This is a genomic window from Amycolatopsis japonica, assembly GCF_000732925.1.
GTDB classification, from domain to species: domain Bacteria; phylum Actinomycetota; class Actinomycetes; order Mycobacteriales; family Pseudonocardiaceae; genus Amycolatopsis; species Amycolatopsis japonica.
This window is the reverse complement of sequence record NZ_CP008953.1, coordinates 5,674,622-5,697,687: the sequence shown is the minus strand read 5'-3', so window position 1 is coordinate 5,697,687 and position 23,066 is coordinate 5,674,622. Positions and strand designations below refer to the sequence as shown.

Annotated in this window: 18 protein-coding genes; 12 read left to right on the top strand and 6 right to left on the bottom strand. The window is 69.2% G+C overall.

Annotated elements, in window-relative coordinates:
* The first annotated feature begins 93 nt into the window (after positions 1 to 93).
* Complete coding sequence (locus AJAP_RS26235) at positions 94 to 663, top strand: TetR/AcrR family transcriptional regulator (protein ID WP_038516104.1); 570 nt, start codon at positions 94 to 96, stop codon at positions 661 to 663.
* Between the two features lie 53 nt (positions 664 to 716).
* Here the strand turns inward: AJAP_RS26235 and AJAP_RS26230 are convergent, their stop codons facing one another.
* Positions 717 to 2,291: a solute symporter family protein gene (locus AJAP_RS26230; protein WP_038516102.1), complete on the bottom strand. Its 1,575-nt coding sequence runs from the start codon at positions 2,289 to 2,291 to the stop codon at positions 717 to 719.
* On the bottom strand, positions 2,288 to 2,716 hold the full coding sequence (locus AJAP_RS26225) for a DUF485 domain-containing protein (RefSeq protein ID WP_038516100.1): 429 nt from the start codon (positions 2,714 to 2,716) through the stop codon (positions 2,288 to 2,290). Before AJAP_RS26225 ends, AJAP_RS26230 begins: the two co-directional genes overlap by 4 nt.
* Positions 2,717 to 3,694: 978 nt before the next feature.
* On the opposite strand from AJAP_RS26225, the gene AJAP_RS26220 reads away from it, so the two are divergent.
* Genes AJAP_RS26220 through AJAP_RS26205 form a run of 4 tightly spaced genes read left to right on the top strand, consistent with a single transcriptional unit; the run spans position 3,695 to position 8,912 of the window.
* Positions 3,695 to 7,117: a nitrate- and nitrite sensing domain-containing protein gene (locus tag AJAP_RS26220; RefSeq protein WP_038516097.1), complete on the top strand. Its 3,423-nt coding sequence runs from the start codon at positions 3,695 to 3,697 to the stop codon at positions 7,115 to 7,117.
* Complete coding sequence (locus AJAP_RS26215) at positions 7,114 to 7,566, top strand: roadblock/LC7 domain-containing protein (RefSeq protein WP_005166055.1); 453 nt, start codon at positions 7,114 to 7,116, stop codon at positions 7,564 to 7,566. The genes AJAP_RS26220 and AJAP_RS26215 overlap by 4 nt, the downstream gene beginning before the upstream one ends.
* Positions 7,567 to 7,573: 7 nt before the next feature.
* Complete coding sequence (locus AJAP_RS44545; protein WP_174492048.1) at positions 7,574 to 8,320, top strand: DUF742 domain-containing protein; 747 nt, start codon at positions 7,574 to 7,576, stop codon at positions 8,318 to 8,320.
* A gap of 28 nt (positions 8,321 to 8,348) precedes the next feature.
* Positions 8,349 to 8,912: a GTP-binding protein gene (locus tag AJAP_RS26205; protein WP_007033694.1), complete on the top strand. Its 564-nt coding sequence runs from the start codon at positions 8,349 to 8,351 to the stop codon at positions 8,910 to 8,912.
* A gap of 37 nt (positions 8,913 to 8,949) precedes the next feature.
* Here AJAP_RS26205 and AJAP_RS26200 read toward each other — a convergent pair whose 3' ends face one another.
* The 3 genes from AJAP_RS26200 to AJAP_RS26190 all read right to left on the bottom strand — a co-directional run bounded on the left by AJAP_RS26200 (position 8,950) and on the right by AJAP_RS26190 (position 10,635).
* Entirely contained in the window at positions 8,950 to 9,507 is a 558-nt protein-coding gene (locus AJAP_RS26200; protein WP_038516092.1) for a dihydrofolate reductase family protein, read from the bottom strand.
* 143 nt (positions 9,508 to 9,650) lie between these two features.
* On the bottom strand, positions 9,651 to 10,304 hold the full coding sequence (locus AJAP_RS26195) for a DUF899 domain-containing protein (protein WP_038516090.1): 654 nt from the start codon (positions 10,302 to 10,304) through the stop codon (positions 9,651 to 9,653).
* Positions 10,297 to 10,635 (bottom strand): ArsR/SmtB family transcription factor, encoded by a 339-nt coding sequence (locus AJAP_RS26190; protein WP_038516088.1) that lies wholly within the window; start codon positions 10,633 to 10,635, stop codon positions 10,297 to 10,299. The genes AJAP_RS26195 and AJAP_RS26190 overlap by 8 nt, the downstream gene beginning before the upstream one ends.
* Positions 10,636 to 10,770: 135 nt before the next feature.
* On the opposite strand from AJAP_RS26190, the gene icmF reads away from it, so the two are divergent.
* From icmF to AJAP_RS26175, 3 genes are read left to right on the top strand one after another with little or no spacing between them, the layout of a single operon-like run.
* Positions 10,771 to 14,007 carry a fused isobutyryl-CoA mutase/GTPase IcmF gene (gene icmF / locus AJAP_RS26185; protein WP_038516084.1) on the top strand — a complete coding sequence of 1,079 codons (3,237 nt, stop codon included), beginning with the start codon at positions 10,771 to 10,773 and terminating at the stop codon, positions 14,005 to 14,007.
* 43 nt (positions 14,008 to 14,050) lie between these two features.
* A complete protein-coding gene (locus AJAP_RS26180) occupies positions 14,051 to 14,896 on the top strand; it encodes an LLM class F420-dependent oxidoreductase (RefSeq protein WP_038516081.1) in 846 nt (281 codons plus the stop codon).
* Positions 14,893 to 15,882: a TIGR03557 family F420-dependent LLM class oxidoreductase gene (locus AJAP_RS26175; RefSeq protein ID WP_038516078.1), complete on the top strand. Its 990-nt coding sequence runs from the start codon at positions 14,893 to 14,895 to the stop codon at positions 15,880 to 15,882. The genes AJAP_RS26180 and AJAP_RS26175 overlap by 4 nt, the downstream gene beginning before the upstream one ends.
* A gap of 60 nt (positions 15,883 to 15,942) precedes the next feature.
* Here the strand turns inward: AJAP_RS26175 and kstR are convergent, their stop codons facing one another.
* Entirely contained in the window at positions 15,943 to 16,590 is a 648-nt protein-coding gene (gene kstR / locus AJAP_RS26170; protein WP_038523880.1) for a cholesterol catabolism transcriptional regulator KstR, read from the bottom strand.
* 145 nt (positions 16,591 to 16,735) lie between these two features.
* Between kstR and AJAP_RS26165 the strand changes: the two genes are divergently transcribed.
* From AJAP_RS26165 to AJAP_RS44855, 4 genes are all read left to right on the top strand, one after another.
* Complete coding sequence (locus AJAP_RS26165; RefSeq protein WP_038516076.1) at positions 16,736 to 18,811, top strand: acyl-CoA dehydrogenase; 2,076 nt, start codon at positions 16,736 to 16,738, stop codon at positions 18,809 to 18,811.
* 94 nt (positions 18,812 to 18,905) lie between these two features.
* Complete coding sequence (locus AJAP_RS26160) at positions 18,906 to 21,692, top strand: DEAD/DEAH box helicase (protein WP_407639382.1); 2,787 nt, start codon at positions 18,906 to 18,908, stop codon at positions 21,690 to 21,692.
* The gene (locus tag AJAP_RS26155; RefSeq protein ID WP_228694587.1) at positions 21,692 to 22,546 is read left to right on the top strand and encodes an SWIM zinc finger family protein; all 855 of its coding nucleotides are present in this window, start codon (positions 21,692 to 21,694) and stop codon (positions 22,544 to 22,546) included. The genes AJAP_RS26160 and AJAP_RS26155 overlap by 1 nt, the downstream gene beginning before the upstream one ends.
* Complete coding sequence (locus AJAP_RS44855) at positions 22,468 to 22,875, top strand: hypothetical protein (protein ID WP_228694585.1); 408 nt, start codon at positions 22,468 to 22,470, stop codon at positions 22,873 to 22,875. Before AJAP_RS26155 ends, AJAP_RS44855 begins: the two co-directional genes overlap by 79 nt.
* Positions 22,876 to 23,066: the final 191 nt, after the last annotated feature.

Genomic DNA, 23,066 nt, shown 5'->3' with positions numbered 1-23,066 from the left:
ACTTGAGGTCGTGAGCGATGATATGGAGAGTCTCTCCGCTTACGCAAGTGAATTCGGAGAGCGTCTCCGTTTTCGTCGCCCGAGGAGGTGCAGATGGTCACGGCCGATCCGGCCCGCCCCATGCGTGCGGACGCGCGGCGCAACTACGAGCGCATCGTGGCCGTGGCGAAGGAGGCGTTCACCGCCGACGGCGTGGACGTGCCCGCCGACGACATCGCCAAACGCGCCGGGGTCGGCGCGGGCACGTTGTACCGGCACTTCCCGACGCGCGACAAGCTGATCGAGGCCGTCTACCGCGACGAGATCGACGGGCTGGCGCAGCAGGCGTACGACCTGCTCGACGAGTTGCCGCCGGGGAAGGCACTCGAGACGTGGCTGGCCACGCACGTCGTCTACGTGGTCGAAAAGCACGGCCTCGCGATGACGCTCAAGGCGTCGGTCGACGCCGGCTCCGAGGTCTTCGGCTGGTGTCAGGCACGGTTGCGGGCCGCGGCCGACACGATCGTGAAGGCCGCGCAGGACGAGGGAGTGCTCCGGGCGGACGTCGCCGGTGTCGACATCCTGCGGCTCGGGCACGGGCTGGGCTCGGCGGCGAGCAAGGCTTCGGAGGAGGACACGAAGCGGCTTCTCACGATCGTGCTGGATGGCCTGCGGACGCCATGAAAGGTCCTTTCCTTGCAAATTTCGCAAGGAAAGGACCTTTCATGGCGCGTGTGTCAGGAGCCGATCCCGGTGAGGGACCGCACCTCCATCTCCGCGTGCTTGACCGGATCGGCCTTCGACCGGCCGACGAAGGTGCCCACGAACCCGCACAGGAACGAGAACGGGATCGACACCAGACCCGGGTTCTTCAACGGGAACCAGTGGAAGTCGACACTGGAGATGATCGAGTCCGCGGCCCCGGACATCACCGGCGAGAAGAACACGAGCACCAGGCTGGCGATCAGCCCGCCGTAGATGCCCCACAGGGTTCCGGTGGTGTTGAAGCGTTTCCAGAACAGCGAGTACAGCAGCGTCGAGAGGTTCGCCGACGCCGCGACGGCGAACGCCAGCGCCACCAGGAACGCGATGTTCTGCCCGTTCGCCAGGATGCCGCCGATGATCGCGAACGCCCCGACGGCGACGGCGGTCAGCCGCGCGACGCGGACCTCCGCGGCCGGTTCCGCCTTGCCGCGTTTGAAGATGTTGGCGTACACGTCGTGCGCGAAGGACGCCGAAGCGGTGATCGTCAGCCCGGCGACGACGGCGAGGATGGTCGCGAAGGCCACCGCCGAGACGATGCCGAGCAGGAGGGTGCCGCCGATGTTCAGCGCGAGCAGCGGCGCCGCCGAGTTCTCCCCGCCGGGCGCGTTCTTGATCGTCTCCGGGCCGACCAGCGCGGCCGCGCCGAAGCCGATGACCAGCGTGCAGAGGTAGAAGATCGTCATGCACGCGGTCGCCCACACCACCGAGCGGCGCGCCTCGCGCGAGTTCGGCACCGTGTAGAAGCGCATCAGCACGTGCGGGAGCGCGGCGGCGCCCAGGACCAGTGCCAGCGCCAGCGAGACGAAGTCGAGCTTCGTGACCTCGCTCTTGCCGTAGGAACCGCCGGGCTCCAGCAGTTCGTCGCCGAGCGGGCTGTTGTCGGCGGCGGCCGAGAGCAGGTTCGAGAAGCTGAAACCGAACTTGCCGAACAGGAACACGGTGATCAGCGCACCGGTCAGCAGCAGGATGGTCGCCTTGATGATCTGCACCCACGTGGTGCCCTTCATCCCGCCGACCAGCACGTACAGCACCATGATCACCCCGACGACGCCGATCACGAGCGCCTGGCCGATACCGCCGTGGATGTCCAGCAGCAGCGCCACCAGGCCACCGGCGCCCGCCATCTGCGCGAGCATGTAGAAGAAGGAGATCACGAGGGTCGACGTCGCGGCCGCGGCGCGGACCGGGCGCTGCTTCATCCGGAAGCTCAGCACGTCGCCCATGGTGAAGCGGCCGGTGTTGCGCAGCAGCTCCGCGATCAGCAGCAGGTCGACCATCCACGCGACGAGGAACCCGATCGAGTACAGGAAGCCGTCGTAGCCGTGGATCGCGATCGCGCCGGCGATCCCGAGGAACGACGCCGCCGAGAGGAAGTCACCCGACAGGGCGATGCCGTTCTGGCGTCCGGTGAAGGCGCTGCCCGCCGCGTAGTAGTCCGAAGTGGAGGAGTTGCGGGTGCTGACGCGGTACACCACGTACAGGGTGATCGCGACGAACAGCGCGAAGACCGCGATGTTCAGCACCGGGTTGTTGTCGGGGATGCTCATCGCTCACCCGCTCCGACGGAGGCCCGCAGCGCCTCGACCTTGGGGTCGAGCCGCTTGTTCGCGAACTTCAGGTAGGCGATCGTGATCAGGATCGTGCTGGCGAACTGGCCGAGCCCGAGCAGGATGCCGACGTTGACCTCGCCCCACACCTTCCGGCTCATGAAGTCGTGGGCGTAGGCCGCCAGCAGCACGAACGTCATGTACCAGGTGAAGAACAGCACGCTCATCGGGAACACGAACCGCCGGAAGGTCTTGCGCAGCGCGACGAACTCCTTGCCGTGCTGGATCCGGTCGAAGTCCGGGCCCGCCGGGCGCGGCGGCGGGGGAGTGGACTGGCGCTGGCGCTCGCGGACGAACAGCGCGGGCATCTGCCCGGTGTCCTCCAGGGCGTTGCTCGCCGCGTAGGGACGCGCGACGTCGGGCATGGGTTCCTCCGGGGCTTGCATCCGTGGCGCGGTACGGGGAGCGCACATACTAACTACGGCTTCACCCGCTCTGAATAGGCGACCCCGGTTCCGCGAAGGCGTGAGCCGGTATTCGGTTTTACCTCGTATTAGTGTTTCGGAAAATCGTTTCGGCCGGAATGAACCGGCTTTATCACTCGTCATAGTGAGCGGAGTTGTCACGCGCGGTCGTCGCCCGAACGGCCCACTGCGGCAAACGACGGACGACGACCACGCTCTGTCCCTCAATTTGGTGACAGATCGTAGTTTCGCTACCCGGGGCCGCCGGGTTTCGATACCGTGCCCGCCATCCCGGACCGGGGAAGATCCCCCGCTTCACCGGGTGTCTCGAAAGAAATCACCATGTCGGGCGACATCGAACCGGCTTGGGCGGCAAGGCCACAACATCGGGCACATATTTGGGCTTGACCCACCCGTTGGGGGCACGGAAAGTAGTTCGACCGGGCGACGTGGCTACCGTACGTAGGCTGATCGGGTGATTAGGGCACCCTGTGCATCCGCGCAACCCGTAACCGGAATTCCCTCGTTTGTGACGCACGGGCGGTTTTCGGGGCTCGCAGATCGTTCGGAAGCACACTTTTCGCTGGTCAGCACCCGTGTACTGAACGGAATTGACGGCACCCGGATTGGTGTACGATTCTTTGGCCCGGCCGACCCGCAGTGATCGATTGGCAAAGAAAAGTTGATCTCGACGACCATGCACTTCGCAGGTTGCGACCTGCACGTGCAGGTGCAAGACCTCCCGGCACGGACCGGTGTTCCTGGGGACACTGGGAGCGCCAGGATCACCGCACGAGGTCCTTCACGTCGCGATCGATCACGTGGTCAGGCCGGGGTCGAGTTCCCCGCAGGCAGGTACCTCGCGGGAACGGACGCCTCAGACCGTGCCAGGACGCCGGACAGGGAGTCACCTACGTGACCGTTGCAGGAGAAGGCCAAGTGCCGGTCGGGGAGCTGCTGGGACGCACTCCCCGGCCATCTCGGTGGGCCACCGGCTGGCGCACGCTCGTGCGCTGGCGGGACTGGAGCCTGCCGGTGAAGCTGTCGGCCGTGACGCTGGTGCCGATCCTCATCGCGCTGGCACTGGGCATCGCCACCATCGCCGGCCAGGTCGGCCGTTCCGACGGCTACCAGCGGCTCGACCGCCTCGTCGCGCTGAGCGGGCACATCCGCACCCTCGCCGACGGCCTCGGCCGCGAACGCACCCAGTCCGCCGCCGGGCTGACCGCCGGCACCGTCGGCGGGACCCTGGAGCTCGGCTCGGCCCGCGCCGACGTCGACACCGCCATCCCGCTCTACGGTGCCGCCGCGTCCCGGGCGGTGGAGAACGAGCCGTCGCTCCGTCAAGCGCGTGAAGCCGCGGCCGCCCAGCTCGACCGGCTGCCCGACATCCGGCAGCGGGCGTCCTCCGGCCAGCTCGACCCCGTCCAGGCGATCGGCGAGTACACCGAGGTGACCACCGCGCTGCTCGCCCTCGACACCGCGCTGGCGGCAGGCGCCAGCCAGGACGACCTCGGCGGCACCCCGACGGCGCTGCACGACCTCGCCGTGATGAAGGAACAACTGTCGCTGAGCCAGGCCCTGGTCTCCTTCGGCATCGCGCGGTCGAGCCTCGCGCCGAGCGAGCTCGACCAGCTGCGCACCGCCGAACTCCGGCTGACCGACCGGCTCACCGACTTCCGCGCCGCCGCGTCGGAACAGCAGCGCCAGGAGTTCGGCGCCGCCGTCACCGACCAGGCGATGGAAAACCGTGACAGGCTGGCGAAAACCGCGCTCGGTGAGCAGGGAACCCCGTCGGCGCAAGCGTTCCGCACGTTGTCCGCGCAGGGCTGGACCGACGCGTCGACCGCGGTGATCGGCAAGGTCGGCGAGGTCGCGAACAAATTCGGCGCCGAGACGAGCGCGGTGTCGGCCGAACTGGTCGACGACGCCAGCAGCGGCGCGGGTCTGCTCGCGGTCCTGCTGTTCGGCGCGATGGTGCTCGCCGTCGCCGTCGTCTTCCTCATCACCCGCCAGCTGCTGCGTTCGCTGAAGGTATTGCGCGCCAGCGCACTCGACGTCGCGGAGAAGCAGCTGCCCGACGCGGTCCGCAACATCCAGGAGGGCCGCTCGCAGGGCACCGACGTGCGGCCGGTCCCGGTCGGCAGCGACGACGAGATCGGCGAGGTCGCCAGGGCCTTCGACAAGGTGCACCACCAGGCGCTGCGCCTGGCCACCGAGCAGGCCTCGATGCGCACCGGCTACAGCAACGTGTTCGTCAACCTCTCTCGCCGCAGCCAGAGCCTCGTGCAGCGGCAGCTGCAGCTGATCGAGCGGCTGGAGCGCGACGAAGAGGACGCCGACCAGCTGGCCACGCTGTTCCAGCTGGACCACCTCGCCACCCGGATGCGCCGCAACAACGAGAACCTGATGGTCCTCTCCGGCGCCGAGCCGGGCAGGCGGTCCGGCCAGCCCGTCTCCGCGACCGACGTCGTGCGCGCGGCGGTGTCCGAGATCGAGCAGTACCAACGGGTCACCGTGCAGAACCCGCCGCCGGTGCGGCTGGTCGGGTACGCGGCCAACGACCTGATGCGCCTGATCGCCGAACTGCTGGACAACGCCACGGCGTTCTCCGCGCCGGAGACCCAGGTGACCGTCGCGACCAGGCTCGTCGAAGACGGCTCGTTCGGCATCGACATCCTCGACAAGGGCATCGGCATGAACGAGGCCGAGGTCGCCGAGGCCAACGCCCGGCTCACCGAAGCCCCCAACGTCGACCTCACCACTTCGCGCCGGATGGGCCTGTTCGTCGTCGGACGGCTCGCCAGCAGGCACCGCATCGGGGTCTCGCTGCACGGCGGCAAGGACATCGTCGGCGTGCGCGCCACCGTCTCGGTCCCGGCGGATCTGGTGATGGCCCCGCCCGGGGGAGACCCCGGCCCCGCGACCGGCCCGATCACCCAGCGTCTCGCGCCGTTGCCGCCGCAGCAGCCGGGCGGCCTTCCCCGCCGCCAGCGGCCCACGAACGGTTCGCGCCCGGCGATGCCGAGCGTCCCGTCGCAGGGTGGCGAGCGGTGGCCGTCGGCAGGCGATCTGGCCGGGCACACCAAATCCGGGGTGAACGGGCACAGCCACCCCCAGGAGGCACGGCCGCCGTCCGATCTGGAGATCTCGGGAACGGCGCTGTTCAGCCCGATCCCCAGGGACGAGACGACACCGCCCGCGCCGGAGCCCCGCCGTCCCGAACCGGAACCCGCCGCCGAGCCCGAGTCCGAACCGGTGGCCAAGGAGGCGGACAAGCCCGCCCCGGCGGACGGCGATCTGCCCAGCGGCAAGGAACTGTTCGAGGCCAAGAACAACACGACGCTGAGCGAGTGGTGGAACCAGGCGGCCACCCCGGCGCCCGCCGCACCGGCGGCGCCGACCGCGGCGCCCAAATCGGAGACGACGCCGATCTTCGACGAGATGCTCTCGGCGTGGTTCCGTTCGCCCGCGCCCGCTCCGGAAAAGCCCGCGGCGGAACCCGCGGCCAAGAAGGAGAAGCCGGGGACGAAGGAGCCCGAAGCGGAGAAGGTGGCCGAGGCCGCTCCCACCGCCGAGCAGGAAGCCCGCAACTGGGACTTCGCCAGCGACAAGGCCTTCCGCACGGTGCAGGAGGTCTCCCAGAATGCCCCGTCGACGTTCACCCAGGCCGGGCTGCCGCGTCGCCGCAAGGGCGAGCAGCTTCTGCCGGGCAGCGCGGCGTCGTCGGTCCCGGCCGCCGAACCCGCCGCCAAAGCGGAACTGCCGGTCCGCGACCCGGCGGACGTGCGCGGCCGCCTGAGCAGTTTCCAGCAGGGCGTCAAACGAGGCCGCAAGGAAGCGGCGGACAAGGCCACGCCGGCCGCCGCCGAGACGGCGACCGCCCAGCCGGACACGAAGCCCGAGCCCGCGAAGGCACCCGAGCCGTCGAAGGCACCTGAAGCGTCGAAGGCACCCGAGCCCGTGAAGGCGCCGGAGACGGCCGAGCGTCCGGCGGCCCCGCCCGCCGCGTTGCCGAGCAGGAAACCGCAGGCAGCGACCCCGGAACCGGAGCCGGTCGCCGCCACCGAGCGGACGGACGCCTGGAACTTCGGCTCCGACGAGGGCTGGAAAGCCGCCCAAGCGGTGTCCCAGTCCGTGCCCTCGCGGATGACTTCGGCAGGATTACCCAGGCGCCGTCGCGGGGAGCAGTTGCTCCCGGGCAGCGCGGGACCGCCCGCCGGGGCGGTCACCCCCCGACCACAGCGAGACGCGCACGACGTGCGCGGTCGCCTGAGCAGTTTCCAGCAGGGCATCCAGCGCGGACGGCACCACACAGCCCAGGCGACCGAAGGCAACCACGAAACCCTGGAGGGTGAATGACCTCGCCGAACCCGGCCCAGCCCCAGCAGAACCAGTTCGGGTGGCTGGTGAACGACTTCGCCGAGCGGGTACCCGGAGTGGCGCACGCCGTGGTCGTGTCGGCGGACGGCCTCCTGCTCACCGCGTCCAGCAGGCTTCCGCTGGACCGCGCCGATCAGCTGGCCGCCGTCGCGTCCGGCCTGGTGAGCCTGACCCAGGGCGCCGCGCGCTGCTTCGAAGCGGGCGCGGTCAACGAGACCGTCGTCGAGATGGAACTCGGCATCATGGTGCTGATGTCCATCAGTGACGGCTCCTGCCTGGCCATCCTCGCCGCCCCCAACTGCGACATCGGACAGGTCGCCTACGAGATGACGATGCTCGTCGATCGCGTCGGCCAGATCCTCACCCCGGAACTCCGCGCACAATTGCAGGGCGCCGGTGGGTCGCTGATCGGCGAACCGGTGGGATGATGTCCCGATGAGCACCGGATCCGGATCCTTCGGCGAGCCGCCGGGGACGGGTGAACACCAGCCTCCGCACGCGGGGGCTGTCAATGCCGCCGGTTCACGGGACGACGGCACGTTCGCCGACGTCCTCAACGGCTTCACCTTGGATTCGGGTCGTGGTCGTCGGAAGCGCAAGAAGAGCAAGCAGTCAGAGGATTCCCAGGTGGGCGGGGCACACGCCACCGGGGAACCGGCAGTCCCGCAGCCGACCGATCAAGGAGACCGCGTGACCTCACTTGCCTCTCCACCCGACAGCGGCGCAGGTGCCGTCGGGCCGAGACCAGGTGGTCTTTTCGACCCGGGCCCACCCAGCGGCGAGTTCATCATGCCCGCCGTCTTCGAGCAGGCGCCGTCGCCGCTCGAAGAGACGGCGATCGTCCGTCCCTATGCCCTCACCGGGGGCCGGACCAAGGCGAACTACGCTCTCGAGCTGGAGACCCTCATCTCCACCAAGGACCATGTCGCGGCGGGTAGCCTCCCCGCGGTGGCCGCGGACCAGATCGAGTGCGTTTCGATCATCGAGGAGTGCCGCACCCCGCGTTCGGTCGCCGAGATCGCGGCTACCCTGCGCGTACCACTGGGTGTGGCACGCGTGCTGATCAGCGACGCGGCGGACGCGGGGCTGGTCAGCGTGCACAAGACGATTTCGGGCAATGACGGCGCCGAGGCACATCTGGTGTTGATGGAAAGGGTTTTGAGTGGACTCCGTCGGCTTTAAGGCACCGCGGGAAACCGCGCCCCCGACCATGACATCCGCGAAGATCGTCGTGGCGGGTGGCTTCGGTGCGGGCAAGACGACCTTCGTCGGTTCGGTGTCGGAGATCGTCCCGCTCACCACCGAGGCGATGATGACGGACGCCAGTCGGGGGATCGACAACCTCGACCAGACGCCCAACAAATCGACCACCACGGTCGCGATGGACTTCGGCCGGGTCTCCCTGGACGCGGACCTGATCCTCTACCTGTTCGGCACGCCCGGGCAGCAGCGGTTCTGGTTCATGTGGGACGACCTCGTCCGCGGCGCGATCGGCGCTGTGGTGCTGGCCGACACGCGACGGCTGGCCGATTCGTTCGCGCCGATCGACTTCTTCGAGGACCGGGGCCTGCCCTATATCGTCGGGGTGAACACCTTCGACGGCATCCTCGAGCACGACATCAACGACGTGCGTGAAGCGCTGTCGATCGACCCCAACATCCCGATCGTCCGGTGTGACGCGCGGGAGCGGGAGTCGACGAAGCAGACGCTGATCACGCTCGTCGAGTACGCGATGCGGCAGTGGATCGCGTTGCGGGCGAGCAACGCGAGGTGATCCTGACGGCGGCAGCGTAGGGGCTGCCGCCCAGGTTTCACGCCTTTTCGTAGGTCAGCAGGACCGCGCGCCCGTCCATCGTCCGGGTGCCGGTGAGCCGCAGGTTCGTGCGCACGCCGCCTCCGAACAGCTGCTTGCCGCCGCCGAGCACCACCGGGTGCACGACGACGTGGGCCTCGTCGATCAGGCCGCGGTCCGACAGCGCGGTGGCGAGTTCGGCCCCGCCCATCAGCAGCAGATCCTTACCAGGCCTGCTTTTGAGTTCGGTGACCCGTTCGGTGAGGTCACCGCCGATCACCTCGGTGTTCCAGCCGGCCTTGTCGAGGGTCCGGGAGAACACGATCTTCGGCGTCTCGCGCCAGATCGGGGCGTACTCCAGATCGTGCGGGTGGTCCGAGATCGTCTCGGCCTCCGGCCAGTACGACGACATCATCTCCCAGACGCGCCGCCCGTAGACGAGGGTGTCGGCGCGGCCGGTGAGTTCCTTGGAGTGGCCGGACAGGTCGGAGCCCATCTCGGCCCAGTCGAACTCGCCCTTCGGCCCTTCGATGTGGCCGTCGAGCGAGGTGTGGACGGCGTAGACGAGCTTGCGCATGGCTTGATCCCTTCGGTGTGGCGCCCGCCTTCCGGGCGCCGGACACCAAGGGGTCGGAGCGGCCGCCGGGTTCTCGACACACCTTCCCGCATTTAGTCCTCTGAATGCGCCTGGGCGCATTCAGAGGACTAAATGCGGGCGGCTCAGTACTCGTCGTGGCGCTTCCACCAGTGCCCGGGGCCGTCGGTCCCGCGGCCGGCCTCCTCCCAGGCCTCCTGCCGCCCGAGCGGCGTCAGGTCCAGGTAGCGCAGCGTCCCCACCAGCTGGTCCGCGCCGCGGCCGGTGGTGAAGTACGTGCGGAACACGTCGTCGCCGTCGCGCAGGAAGACGCTGACGCCGAAGCCGCCGTCGATACCGGAGTCCGGGTTGAAGGAGTCGACGGTCGAGACCCAGGGCATGGTCCAGCCCATGCGCTCCTTGTACCGCTCGATCTCGGGCAGCGACGCCGGCGCGACCACGTACAGCGTGGTGTCGCGGGCGTGCAGGTGGGCGAGGTGGCCGATGTTGTCCACGAGCATCGAGCAGCCGGGGCAGCCCGCCTTCTGCCCGGGGCCGAGCATGAAGTGGTAGACGATCAGCTGACGTCGTCCCTCGAAGAGGTCCAGCAGGGTCATCTTGCCCTGGGGGCCTTCGAATTCGTATCCGCCGTCGAAGCGGACCATCGGCAGGCGTCGCCGTTCGGCGGCGACCGCGTCCGCGGCACGGGTGAGTTCTTTTTCCTTCGCCAGCAACGCGTCTCGGGCGATCCGCCATTCGTCGGCCGAGACGATCGACGGCAGGGTGGCGGTCTCAGGCATCGTGTTCGCCTTTCTGAAGTTCGGCCAGGTGTTCTTCCATGCGGTCGAAACCGCCTTCCCAGAAGCGCCGGTAGCGCTCGACCCACGCGGAGACGTCGCCGAGCGGGGCGGCCTCCAGCCGGCAGGGCCGCCATTGCGCGGTCCGGCTCCGGCTGATCAAGCCCGCGCGCTCGAGGACCTTGAGGTGTTTCGAGACGGCTTGGAGGCTGACCGGAAAGGGTTCGGCCAGCTCGTTGACACTGGCCTCGCCGGTGGCGAGCCGGGCGAGGATCGCCCGCCGGGTGGGGTCCGCCAGTGCGGCGAACGTGGCGCTGAGCTGATCAGTGGTCATCGCTGCTCAATCAATCGGTTGTTTAACCTTCAGGTTGAATATACTGGTGCGCGTCGATCTGTCAAGGACGAGTGAGAGCGCCATCACGGGAGTGGATGGGTTTAAAACAGTAGGAAGTCCTAGTATTTTGGAGGGATGAGCAGCGATCTGCACCGGCCCGTGAACCCCGTTCGCTTCGTGACGGCGTCGAGCCTCTTCGACGGACACGACGCGTCCATCAACATCATGCGGCGGATCCTGCAGTCGCAGGGCGCGGAGGTCGTGCACCTCGGGCACAACCGGTCGGTCGACGAGGTCGCGACCGCGGCCATCGCCGAGGACGTCCAAGGTGTGGCCATCAGCGCCTACCAGGGCGGGCACGTCGAGTACTTCTCGTACCTGGTCGAGCTGCTCAACGAGCGCGGCGCTGGGCATATCAAGGTGTTCGGCGGCGGTGGCGGCGTCATCGTCCGCGAGGAGATCGACCTGCTGCACTCGCGGGGTGTCGCGCGGATCTTCTCGCCGGAAGACGGCTACGAGATGGGCCTCCCGGGCATGATCAACCTGATGATCAAGGCCTGCGACACCGATCTCGCGGCACAATCGCCCGGCTCGCTCGACAAACTGCTTTCGGGTGACATCCCGGCGTTGTCCCGGGTCATCACGCAGCTCCAGCGCGAATCGCTGCCGCAGGAGCTGCTCGGCAAGATCACGGAGACCGCCAAGTCGCGGACCGTGCCGGTCCTCGGCATCACCGGGACGGGTGGTTCGGGCAAGTCGTCGCTCACCGACGAGCTGATCCGCCGGTTCCGGCTGGATCAGGAGGACAAGCTCCGCATCGCCGTGCTGGCCGTCGACCCGTCGCGCCGCAAGGGTGGGGGAGCGCTGCTCGGCGACCGTATCCGGATGAACTGCCTCGACGGCAGCCCGGTCTACTTCCGGTCCCTCGCCACGCGGACCACCAGCGGCGAGATCCCCACCGGGCTTTCCGAGTCCATCCTCGCCTGCAAGGCGGCGGGCTTCGATCTCGTGATCGTCGAGACGCCCGGTATCGGCCAGGGCGACGCTGGCATCGTCGACTACGTGGACCAGTCGCTGTACGTCATGACGCCGGAGTTCGGCGCGGCGTCGCAGCTGGAGAAGATCGACATGCTCGACTTCGCCGACGCGGTGGCGATCAACAAGTTCGAGCGCCGCGGCGCCGAAGACGCCCGTCGCGACGTCGCGCGCCAGCTCGTGCGCAACCGCGAGGCGTTCAGCTCCTCGCCCGAGGACATGCCGGTCTACGGCACCAGCGCCGCGAAGTTCAACGACGACGGCGTCACCGCGCTCTACCAGCACCTACGCGACACCCTCGCCGAACGCGGGCTGACCGTATCGCCCGGCGTGCTCCCGAAGGTCGAGGGCAAGGTCTCCACCGACGCCAGCACGATCATCCCGGCGAACCGGACGCGCTATCTCGCGGAGATCTCCGAGACCGTCCGCGGTTACCACACCAAGACCGAGCAGCAGGTCGCCGCGCTGCGCAAACGCGAGCATCTCGCCGCCGCCAAGGAGGCGCTGGCCGCCGTCGACGCGAGCACCGACGCGCTCGACGGCCTGCTCGCCGCCGCTGAGTCCGATGTGGACGGTGAGTCGACGAATCTCCTGGCGCGCTTCCAGGAGCTGGCCGAGTCCTACCGCGCCGACGAGCTGGTCGTGAAGATCCGCGACAAGGAGCTGCACACCCAGCTCTGGCGCGACACGCTGTCCGGCAACCGGATCCCGCGCGTGGCGCTGCCGCGCTACACCGAATCCGGCGAGCTGCTGTCGTTCCTGCGCCGCGAGCACCTGCCCGGATACTTCCCTTACACCGCGGGTGTCTTCCCGTTCAAGCGCGAGGGTGAGGACCCGGCGCGCATGTTCGCCGGCGAGGGCGACCCGTTCCGGACCAACAAGCGGTTCAAGCTCCTCTCGGCCGATTCCGACGCGAAGCGCCTTTCGACCGCCTTCGACTCGGTGACGCTGTACGGGCACGACCCGCACACCCGCCCCGACATCTACGGCAAGGTCGGCACCTCGGGCGTGTCCATCGCGACGCTGGAGGACATGGAGGTGCTCTACGACGGCTTCGACCTGACGTCGCCGAGCACGTCGGTGTCGATGACGATCAACGGGCCGGCGCCGACGATCCTCGCGTTCTTCCTCAACACCGCGATCGACCAGCGCGTCGAGGCGTTCAAGGCCGAGCACGGCCGCGAGCCGTCCGAAACCGAGGCCGCCGAACTGCGCGAATGGGCGCTGCGCAACGTCCGCGGCACTGTACAGGCGGACATCCTCAAGGAGGACCAGGGGCAGAACACCTGCATCTTCTCCACCGAGTTCAGCCTGCGCATGATGGCCGACATCCAGGAATGGTTCATCGAGCACGGCGTCCGGAACTTCTACTCGGTGTCGATCTCCGGCTATCACATCGCGGAGGCCGGGGCGAACCCGATCTCGCAGCTGGCGTTCACCCTGTCGAACGGTTTCACCTACGTCGAAAGCTATCTCGCGCGCGGGATGGACATCGACGACTTCGCGCCGAACCTGTCGTTCTTCTTCTCCAACGGCATGGACGCCGAGTACTCGGTGCTGGGCCGGGTCGCGCGCCGGATCTGGGCGGTCGCGATGCGGGAGCGCTACGGCGCCAACGAGCGCTCGCAGAAGCTCAAGTACCACGTGCAGACCTCCGGCCGGTCGCTGCACGCGCAGGAGATGAGCTTCAACGACATCCGCACCACGCTGCAGGCGCTGTGCGCGCTCTACGACAACGCGAACTCCTTGCACACCAACGCTTTCGACGAGGCGATCACCACGCCGTCGGAGAGCTCGGTGCGGCGCGCGATGGCCATCCAGATGATCATCAACAAGGAATGGGGCCTGTCGAAGAACGAGAACCCGCTGCAGGGCTCGTTCATCATCGACGAACTGACCGACCTGGTCGAAGAGGCCGTGCTGCTGGAGTTCGACCGGATCTCCGAGCGCGGCGGGGTGCTGGGCGCGATGGAGACCGGCTACCAGCGCGGCAAGATCCAGGACGAGTCGATCCTCTACGAACGCCAGAAGCACGACGGCACGCTGCCGATCGTCGGCGTCAACACCTTCCGCAACCCGAACGGCGGCGAGAACGACGTCGAGGTGGAACTCGCGCGGGCGACCGAGGACGAGAAGCGTTCGCAGCTGGAGCGGCTCGAGGATTTCCAGACCCGTCACCACGCCGAGGCGCAGGTCGCGCTCAAGACGCTGCGCGAGGCCGCGACCCGCGGCGGCAACCTGTTCGGTGTCCTGATGGACGCGGCGCGGGTGTGCTCGCTGGGCCAGATCACCGAGGCGTTCTTCGAAGTGGGCGGGCAGTACCGGCGCAACGTCTAGCGGCACGGGAATATCGCGGCGCGTGTCCGGGTAGTTGCTGGACATGGAGATCGGAATCGCCACCTTCATCACCGATGAAGGCATCAGGCCGGACGTCCTCGCCGCAGCAGCCGAAGAGCGCGGGTTCAGCTCGCTCCACCTCGCGGAGCATTCCCACATCCCGGTCAGCCGGGAAACGCCGTATCCGGGCGGTGGCGAACTGCCGCGCGTGTACTACCGGACCCTGGACCCGTTCGTCGCGCTGACGGCGGCGGCCGGGGCCACGTCGACCCTGAAGCTGGGGACGGGCGTCGCGTTGCTGCAGCAGCGCGACGTCATCCACACGGCGAAGGAGGTCGCTTCGCTGGACCTGGTTTCGCGAGGCCGGTTCGTCTTCGGCGTCGGCGTCGGATGGAACCGGGAGGAAATGCGCAATCACGGCACGGATCCGCGCACCCGCGGCGCGCTCGTCGACGAGCAGCTCGCCGCGCTGAAGGAGATCTGGACGAAGGACGAGGCCGAATTCCACGGCGAGCACGTCGACTTCGACCCGATCTTCGCGTGGCCGAAGCCGGTGCAGAAACCGCATCCGCCCATCTACATCGGCGGCGCGGGGGAGAAGGCGATGCGGCGGATCGCCAAGTACGGCGACGGCTGGCTGCCGCACGCGTACACCCCGCCGGAGGAGCTTCGCCGGGCACGTCAGTGGCTGGCCGACCAGGGGCGTGAGGACATCAAGTTCTCGGCCTTCGGTGCCATGCCGGAAGAGGACGCGCTGGCCAGGCTCGCCGAGGGCGGCGTCGACGAGGCGACGCTCTTCCTGCCGACCGAGCCCGAAGCGGCGACACTGGACCGACTCGACCAGTTCGCGAAGGTCGCCGAGAGCTTTCGAAAGGGGCAGCAGGCGTGACTGAGGTTCAAATCGGCTTGGCCGCGGCGTTGGAGCAGTTCTCTCCGCGCGAGTCGATCCGGCTGGCCGCGCTGGCCGAACAGCACGGGTTCTCCGGCCAGATGGCGGCCGACCACTTCCAGCCGTGGGTCCCTCAACAGGGTGAAGCGTCGTTCGTGTGGAGCGTGCTCGCGTCGTTGGCGGAGAACACCACGGGCGACCTCGGGCCGGGCGTGACGTGCCCGTCGTTCCGGCTGCACCCGTCGATGGTCGCGCAGGCCGCGGCGACGCTGGAGGCGACCTATCCGGGCCGGACCTGGCTCGGTATCGGGTCCGGTGAAGCGCTCAACGAGCACATCATCGGCGGCTACTGGCCCGAAGCGCCCGAGCGGGTCCGGCGGATGTTCGAGGCGCTCGAAGTCATCCGGAAGCTGTTCACCGGCAAGGACGTCAAGCACAGCGGCGAGTTCTTCAAGCTGCACACCACCCGGCTGTGGACGCTGCCGGACGAGCCGCCGCCGATCTACATCGCGTCGGCCGGGCCGTACACCTCGCGCAAGACCGGTGAGCTCGCGGACGGGCTGATCACGCCGGGCGCGTCGATCGAGAAGCTGGCGGGGATCCTCGACAACTTCGGCACCGGCGCGCGCAAGGCGGGCAAGGACCCGGACTCGATGCCGAAGCTGTTGCAGGTGCACCTGTCGTGGGCCGGGGATGACGAGACGGCGTGGGCCAACGCGCTCGACCAGTGGCCCAACGGCGGCATGAAGTTCCCGAAGGCCGACATCCGCTCGCCGTTCGACTTCGCGCAGATGGCGAAACTGGTGCGGCGTGAGGACTTCGAGGGGCGCATGGTCGTGTCGTCCGATCCGGACGTGCACCGCGCGGCGCTGCAGAAGTACGTCGACGCCGGCTTCAACCGGATCTACATCCACAACGTGGGGCGGAACCAGGACGCGTTCATCGAGACCTTCGGGCGGGACGTGCTGCCCAAGCTGACCGCCTGACGCGCGCTATGAAAGGTCCTTTCCTGGCAAATTTTGCGAGGAAAGGACCTTTCATGGCGTTCAGACGTTCTTGTCCAGCAGCAGGTGTACCGACAGCTCCAGCCGGTTCGCGACGTCGGCCGCCGACGCGCGCCGGGTCACCCAGGCGACCAGGTTCGCCATCCAGACGTCGGCGATGACGTGGAAGATGTCGCGATCGGCCTCGGTCGGGTCCTCGATGCCCATGGCCTTGGCGAACATGTTCTCCATCAGCCGCCCGACCTGTTCGACCTCGGCGGCCGCGGTCGTGTCGGCGAACATGAACGCGCGGACCATCGCCTCGGTCAGGTGCGGATCCCGCTGCATCAGCCGGGTGTTGCGGCCGAGGACGAACATCAGCCGCTCGCTCGGGGTGTCGCCGGGGATGGCGGCGCGGTCGAGTTTCTCCTGCGCGCGCTCGAATTCCCTGGCCAGCCCGGAAACCAGCAGGTGGATCTTGGAGGGGAAGTAGCGGTACAGGGTGCCGAGCGCGACGTCCGCCTTCTCGGCGACCGCCCGCATCTGAACGGCGTCGTACCCGCCCTTCGCGGCGAGCGTCAGGGTCGCGTCGATGATGCGGCGCCGCCGGTCACGTTGGGCCGCGGAGCCGAGTTCCTCGCCGCCCAGCGCGGAGAGACCGTTGCCGCTTCGCGCCTTCGCGCTCGTGGGTGCCTTGGCCTTCCCTGGCATCGCCACGTCCCCCTTCGTCGGAACTTGTTCCACTTTCCTCACGTAGCGTACCTAAGCGGACGAACTGTTCAAGACGTGACCCACTGGGCAAGAAACTGTAACACGTTCTACACTCGCGGGTAGGTCCGGCGAGGAGGTCTCACCCGTGTCGATCGCGCTCACCGAAGAACAGGCGGCCCTGGCCGCGTCGATCCGCGCCTGGGCGGCGTCCGCTCGTCCCGTCGACGCCGTCCGAAGTGGCCGGATCGCCGAGCCGCCGCCAGGGCTGGCGGAACTCGGACTGTTCGGCGTGGCGATTCCCGAAGACGTCGGCGGCGCCGGTGGCACGCTCGCCGATCTGGCCGCCGGGCTCGCCGAAGCAGCCGAAGCACTCGTACCCGGGCCGGTCCTCGGGACGGCGCTGGGTGGGGCGTTGCTCGCGACGGTTCCCCAGACCGCCAAGGAGATCCTGCCCGGTCTCGCCGACGGGACCGAACGGCTGGCGGTGGTGCTGGGCGGCGGTTTCCGTATCGCGGATGAGGTGGTCGACGGCGAATCGGGACCGGCTCTCGATGTTCACCCGTCGGCGTGGACGCTGGTCTCCGACGGCACCGTGTCCGCGCTCATCCCGCCCGGAGCGTCCGGAATGGACATTCGGCAAGGCGAGCCGTTCGACCTCTCGCGGCCGGTCGGCCGGGTCCGGTGCGAAAAGGTACGGCCCGAAGCGGTATTCGAGGCGTTACCGGTGGATGCCTACGCCGCCACACTCGGTGCCGTCGAAGCCGCGGGGATCGCTCGATGGTGTCTTCGGACGGCTGTCGAGTACGCGAAGGTGCGGGAGCAGTTCGGCCGCCCCATCGGGTCGTTCCAGGCGATCAAACATCTGTGCGCGGAAATGCTGTGCCGGGCGGAAGCCACCGACGCGCTCGCGTGGGACGCGGCGCGGGCGGCCGAAGATCCCGCGCAGCATTCCCTCGCGGCCGCGACGGCTGCTGCCTACGCGCTCGACGCGGCCGTGGCCAACGCGAAGGACTGCATCCAGGTCCTCGGCGGCATCGGCTTCACCTGGGAGCATGACGCGCACTTCTACCTGCGCCGCGCCGTCGCCCTGCGGCAGTGGCTCGGCGGTTCCGCCCGCTGGCGCCGCCGCGCGGCCGAACTCGCGCTGCGCGGTGACCGCCGGACCTTGAGCGTCGACGTCGGTGAAGACGCCGAACTCCGTGACGTGGTAAGCGAAATCGCCGGTCTGCCCGAACCGGAACGGCGGGGCGCGCTGGCCGATTCGGGTCTGCTGGCCCCGCATTGGCCCGCGCCGTACGGCAGGGGCGCCACGGCCGCCGAACAACTGCGGATCGACGCCGCGCTCGACGCCGCGGGGGTCCGCCGTCCGGATCTGGTCATCGGCGGCTGGGCCGTGCCGACGTTGCTGGAACACGGCTCCCCGGCGCAGCGAGAACGTTTCGCCGCACCGACTTTGCGCGGCGAGATCATTTGGTGCCAGCTGTTCAGCGAGCCGGGGGCGGGTTCGGATCTCGCGTCGCTGCGCACGACGGCCCGGCGTGCCGACGGCGGATGGCTGCTCAACGGCCAGAAAGTGTGGACCTCGCTCGCGCGCGAAGCCGACTGGGCGATCTGCCTGGCGCGCACCGACCCGGACGCGCCGAAACACAAGGGGATCACCTACTTCCTGGTCGACATGACCGCCGACGGGATCAGTACGCGACCCCTGCGCGAGATCACCGGCGACGCCGTCTTCAACGAGGTGTTCCTCGACGACGTGTTCGTCCCGGACGAGATGGTGGTCGGGGAGATCGACGGCGGCTGGCGGCTCGCGCGGACGACGCTGGCGAACGAACGGGTCGCCCTCGGGAGCGGATCGGCGGTGGGGGAGGGCGTCGAAAACCTGCTCGCGACCCTGGCCGATGGTGCCGACCTGGAGGAACTCGGCGCGCTGATCGCCGACGGGAGCGCGTGTTCGGTGCTGGACCTGCGGGCGACGCTACGGCGGCTCGACGGGCAAGACCCCGGCGCCGAGTCGAGTGTGCGCAAACTGCTGGGCGTGCGGCATCGGCAGGCGGTGGCGGAGTTCGCGCTGGAGTTGCTCGGCGAGCGCGCCCTCGTGGACGGCGACCCGGCGCAGCACGAGTTCTTGCTGACCCGGTGCCTCAGCATCGCGGGCGGGACGACCCAGGTGCTGCTGTCGCTGACGGCCGAGCGGTTGCTGGGGCTGCCCCGGTCCTGAAAGTCCCTGTCACGCCCCTTTAGCGTGCTATGAAAGGTCCTTTCCTCGCAAAATTTGCAAGGAAAGGACCTTTCATGGCACCGCCGCCCGAGGGATGTCGGTCCGGTGCTCTAGCGTGCGGGGCGTGGAGTTCGGCACAGGAACCCAGGCCACCTTCGTCCCCTCAGATCCCCCGCGGGACGGAGTGCTGGCGCTCTGGGGAGACGGCGTAGCGGGTGACACCGCGATCGAACTCGTGCTGCCGGTGGGGAAGGTCTTCCGGCGCACGAAGGTCGACGCGGCACTCGTCCCGTTGTCACGCGCGATTCCGCGGCTGCTCACCGCGGAGGGCGAGCTGAGCCCGGCCATCGCCGCGTGGTCGGCCGTCGCCGAGGCCGGGGTGAACCTCATCGCCCGCGGCAGGTTGCTGCCCGCGGCCTCACCCGGCGGGGTGGATTCGTGGCGGGTCGGCCCGCTCGACGTCGCCGACGAGGAGATGCTGCGCGGGCTCGCCGCCGCGTTGCCTCCCGAGGCGCACGCGTTGCCGTTGTCCGGGCTGAAACGGATCCGGCTGCATTCGCCGGAGTCGTTGATCCGCGCGCTCTGGGACGCGACGGCGGACGTGCTGGTCCGCACGCCCGCCGCGAGCGTGGCGGCGGGCGGCCCGGCGTTCGCGGCCACCGAGCCGACGCTGGTCGGGCCGGACGGCGCCGCATGGCTGGCGGAACTCAGCGCACGGCAGGCCCAGGGCGCTCATCTCGTCCTGCGCATGGAGGTGCACGAGCCCGAAGATCCCGAAGACGAGCCCACGTTCGAGGCCGTCCTCGCCGTGCGGAGCGCCGCCGACCCGAGCCTGATCGTCGAGGCGGCGACACTGTGGGACGCGCCGGAGGCGGTGCTGGAACGTATGGGCGAGCAGGTCGAGACGCAGCTGCTGCTCGGCCTGCGCCGGGGCGCCAGGGCGTGGGCGCCGCTCGGCCGCATGCTCCAGTCCGCCGCGCCCACCGGGCTGGCGCTGGACTACGACGAGGTCGTCGACCTGCTCACCCACGGGGACGCGGCGCTGGGCGGTGCCGGCATCGAGGTGCAGTGGCCGAAAGACCTCTTCGCGGGCGAGCTCAAGGCGAAGGCGAGCGCGACGCAGGCTCCGGGCAGCGTCACCGGGCCCGAGTTCACGCTCAAGAGCCTGCTGCGGTTCCACTGGCGGATGAGCCTCGGCGACGAGGACCTCACCGATGCCGAGGTCACCGCGCTCGCGGAGGCGAAGCGGCCGCTGGTGCGGCTGCGGGGCAAATGGGTCAAGGTCGACGCGCGTCTGATCGCCAAGGTGCGCGCCCACCGGGCGAAGAAGCTGTCCGGGGCCGAGGCGCTGGCCGCGGCGCTCACCGGCGAACTGGAGCTGGACGGCGAAAAGGTCGAGTTCACCGCCCCGTCGGTGCTGACCGGGCTGCTCCAGCGGATCCGTGACAGCGCGGCGGAACCGATCGAGCAGCCCGCCGAACTGAAAGCCACCCTGCGGCCGTACCAGAAGGCCGGGCTCGCCTGGCTGGCAACGATGACCGGGCTCGGTCTCGGTGCCTGCCTCGCCGACGACATGGGGCTCGGCAAGACGATCCAGCTCATCTCCCTGCACCTGCACCGCCGCCCGCGCGGCGAGGGTCCGACGCTCGTCCTGTGCCCGACGTCGCTGCTGGGCAACTGGGAACGGGAGTTCGCCCGGTTCGCGCCGGACATCCCGGTGCGCCGGTTCCACGGAGGCGGGCGGCATCTCGACGAGGTCGCGCCGGACGAGGTCGTGCTCGCCACGTACGGTGTGCTCCGCCGCGATCGCGAAGCACTGTCCGAAGTGGACTGGGGGATGATCGCCGCCGACGAGGCGCAGCACGTGAAGAACCCGCTTTCGGTCACCGCCAAGGAATTGCGGAAGATCCCGGCCGCCGCGAAGGTCGCGCTGACCGGGACGCCGATGGAGAACCGGCTCACCGAACTCTGGTCCATCGTCGACTGGACGACGCCGGGTCTGCTCGGTTCGCTCGACGGGTTCCGCCGCAAGGTCGCGCGTCCGATCGAGCGGGACCGGGACACCGCGGCGACCGAACGGCTCGCCGCGACCGTGCGGCCTTTCCTGTTGCGCCGCAAGAAGACCGACCCGGACATCGCGCCCGAGCTCCCGCGCAAGACCGAGACCGACCGGTTCGTCCCGCTCACCGCCGAGCAGACGACGCTGTACGAGGCCGTGGTCCGGGAGAATCTCGCGATGATCCGCGAGCTGGACGGGGTGGCCCGGCGTGGGCAGGTGCTCAAACTGCTCACCGAGCTCAAACAGATCTGCAACCACCCGGCGCAGTACCTCAAGGAACCCGGCGTGCTGCACGGCCGGTCCGGCAAGCTCGCCGCGTTCGAAGAGCTGCTCGACGTCATCCTCGACGAGGGCGACAGCGTGCTCGTGTTCAGCCAGTACGTCCAGCTGTGCCGTCTGCTGGAGAAACGCCTGGCCGAACGCGGCCTGCCGACGATGCTGCTGTCCGGGTCGAGCACGCCCAAGGTCCGGGAGGACATGGTCGCCCGGTTCCAGGCCGGCGAGGTCCCGGTGTTCCTGCTCTCGCTCAAGGCGGGCGGGGTCGGGCTCAACCTGACCAAGGCCACGCACGTGATCCACTACGACCGCTGGTGGAACCCGGCGGTCGAGGATCAGGCCACCGACCGCGCGTACCGGATCGGGCAGGACCGGCCGGTCCAGGTGCACCGGCTGATCGCCGAAGGCACGCTCGAGGAGCGCATCGCCAAGGTCCTGGAGACCAAACGCGGCCTGGCCGACGCGGTCATCGGCGCGGGCGAGGACTGGATCACCGAGCTGTCCGACGACGAACTGGCCGATCTGGTCCGGCTCGGGGAACCGTGATGCCCGGCGTGACCGGCCGGAAACGGCGCACCTTCGGCAACACGTGGTGGGGCAAGGCGTGGGTCGAGGCGCTGGAGGAGCGCGCCAAACTCGACCCGAACCGGCTGCCGCGAGGCCGGACGTACGCGCGCAAAGGCACCGTCAGCAAGCTCGCGGTCGGCGCGGGCGAGGTGACGGCCTGGGTGCAGGGCAGCCGGGCGGTGCCGTACCGGGTGACCATCCACATGCGGGCGTTCACCGAGCCACAGTGGGAGAGCCTGCTCGGCATGGTCGGCTCACGGCTCGGGCACGTCGCCGCCCTCCTCGACGGCGAACTGCCCGGCGAGCTGGCCGAGGACGCGCGGACCGCCGGCGCGGATCTGCTGCCCGGCCCCGGCGATCTGCGCCCGAAGTGCTCTTGCCCGGACAGCGCGAACCCGTGCAAACACGTCGCTGCGGTGTACTACCTGGTCGCGGACGAGGTCGACGCCGACCCGTTCGTGCTGTTCCTGTTGCGCGGCAGGCCGAGGGAGGCCGTGCTCGCGGAACTGCGGTCCCGCCGCGCGCCCGCGGGTGCGCCGGGCAAGCGGGTGCGCGCCCCCGCCGCGCCCGGGTGGACCCGAAGCGGGCCTACACCCGGCGGATCGCCGCGCTGCCGCCGCGACTGGCCGTCCCGGGTACCGTCGGGCCGCCCGCGGTCCTCGACGTCGACCCGCCACACCGGACGGGCTGGAGCAGCGACACGTTCGCGGAACTGGCGGCCGATGCCGCCGCGAGGGCCTGGGAACTGCTGGTCATGGGGCCCGAGCGTGAAGCGGAGCTGTCGTTCGAGGAAGACCTCGCGCGCCGCGCGGCGGCGAGCGAGCCGCACCTGATCGCCGAACTCGCCGAAGCGGCCGGAGTGGCGTCGCGGGATCTGGCCCTGTGGGCGCAGGCCTGGCGTGAGGCGGGCCGGGGCGGGATGGCGGTGGTCCGGGAGGCGTGGCGTCCCGCGCAGGCGCCGCTCGCCCAGGCCAAGGCGGACCTCGCCGAGTCGGGGTTGCCGGGAGAGCCCAAGACCTGGCGGAACCGGATCACCCAGGGCGACCTGCAACTGCGCTACGGCCGAGACGAACGGTGGTACCGCTTCGTGCGCGACGGCGAAGGCTGGCGGGTCGACGGCCCGTCCTCCGCCCGGCCGGCCGATGTGATCTACCCGCCCTGACCTCATCTCGTGAGTGCCGGTGGCTTCGCGTGATTGAACGGACGGCACGTGTGATCCGACGGACGACACATGTGACCAGATGGACGACACGCCTGCGGCGATGCCTAGCCGCGAGTCGTCCGTCCAGACACGCGTGTCGTCCGTCTGATCACGCGAGTCGTCCAGCCGGTCACGCAAGTCCGCCAGTAGGT

Excerpts from the sequence above, each read along its gene's own strand:
- AJAP_RS26235 (WP_038516104.1), top strand. The coding sequence starts at position 94 with ATGGTCACGGCCGATCCGGCCCGCCCCATGCGTGCGGACGCGCGGCGC.
- AJAP_RS26230 (WP_038516102.1), bottom strand. The coding sequence starts at position 2,291 with ATGAGCATCCCCGACAACAACCCGGTGCTGAACATCGCGGTCTTCGCG.
- AJAP_RS26225 (WP_038516100.1), bottom strand. The coding sequence starts at position 2,716 with ATGCCCGACGTCGCGCGTCCCTACGCGGCGAGCAACGCCCTGGAGGAC.
- AJAP_RS26215 (WP_005166055.1), top strand. The coding sequence starts at position 7,114 with ATGACCTCGCCGAACCCGGCCCAGCCCCAGCAGAACCAGTTCGGGTGG.
- AJAP_RS44545 (WP_174492048.1), top strand. The coding sequence starts at position 7,574 with ATGAGCACCGGATCCGGATCCTTCGGCGAGCCGCCGGGGACGGGTGAA.
- AJAP_RS26205 (WP_007033694.1), top strand. The coding sequence starts at position 8,349 with ATGACATCCGCGAAGATCGTCGTGGCGGGTGGCTTCGGTGCGGGCAAG.
- AJAP_RS26200 (WP_038516092.1), bottom strand. The coding sequence starts at position 9,507 with ATGCGCAAGCTCGTCTACGCCGTCCACACCTCGCTCGACGGCCACATC.
- AJAP_RS26195 (WP_038516090.1), bottom strand. The coding sequence starts at position 10,304 with ATGCCTGAGACCGCCACCCTGCCGTCGATCGTCTCGGCCGACGAATGG.
- AJAP_RS26190 (WP_038516088.1), bottom strand. The coding sequence starts at position 10,635 with ATGACCACTGATCAGCTCAGCGCCACGTTCGCCGCACTGGCGGACCCC.
- icmF (WP_038516084.1), top strand. The coding sequence starts at position 10,771 with ATGAGCAGCGATCTGCACCGGCCCGTGAACCCCGTTCGCTTCGTGACG.
- AJAP_RS26180 (WP_038516081.1), top strand. The coding sequence starts at position 14,051 with ATGGAGATCGGAATCGCCACCTTCATCACCGATGAAGGCATCAGGCCG.
- kstR (WP_038523880.1), bottom strand. The coding sequence starts at position 16,590 with ATGCCAGGGAAGGCCAAGGCACCCACGAGCGCGAAGGCGCGAAGCGGC.
- AJAP_RS26160 (WP_407639382.1), top strand. The coding sequence starts at position 18,906 with ATGTCGGTCCGGTGCTCTAGCGTGCGGGGCGTGGAGTTCGGCACAGGA.
- AJAP_RS26155 (WP_228694587.1), top strand. The coding sequence starts at position 21,692 with ATGCCCGGCGTGACCGGCCGGAAACGGCGCACCTTCGGCAACACGTGG.
- AJAP_RS44855 (WP_228694585.1), top strand. The coding sequence starts at position 22,468 with ATGGGGCCCGAGCGTGAAGCGGAGCTGTCGTTCGAGGAAGACCTCGCG.